The organism is Enterobacter quasimori (assembly GCF_018597345.1).
GTDB lineage: Bacteria > Pseudomonadota > Gammaproteobacteria > Enterobacterales > Enterobacteriaceae > Enterobacter > Enterobacter mori.
This window is the reverse complement of sequence record NZ_JAHEVU010000022.1, coordinates 1-301: the sequence shown is the minus strand read 5'-3', so window position 1 is coordinate 301 and position 301 is coordinate 1. Positions and strand designations below refer to the sequence as shown.

Below are 301 nucleotides of genomic sequence, written 5' to 3'. Positions count from 1 at the left end.
TTTCTTGTGTTCGCAGTAAAAGGATGGTGGAGCTATGCGGGATCGAACCGCAGACCTCCTGCGTGCAAGGCAGGCGCTCTCCCAGCTGAGCTATAACCCCATCGTATACACTAATCTCTGTACCGGTAATGCTTTCTGAGACAAGGCGTGGAATAACGAAGCATACTGAAGTATGCGAGTTGTTCCGCAACGCAGTATCAGGAAGCATTTGGTAGGCCTGAGTGGACTTGAACCACCGACCTCACCCTTATCAGGGGTGCGCTCTAACCACCTGAGCTACAAGCCTGCAGAGATTTTTACT

2 tRNA genes are annotated in these 301 nt (G+C 51.2%); both read right to left on the bottom strand.

The features are described 5' to 3' along the window. Nucleotides 1-24 precede the first annotated feature (24 nt). Nucleotides 25-100: transfer RNA gene (locus KK102_RS22115), tRNA-Ala, on the bottom strand. A gap of 109 nt (nt 101-209) precedes the next feature. Next, nucleotides 210-286: transfer RNA gene (locus KK102_RS22110), tRNA-Ile, on the bottom strand. Between the last annotated feature and the right edge of the window lie 15 nt (nt 287-301).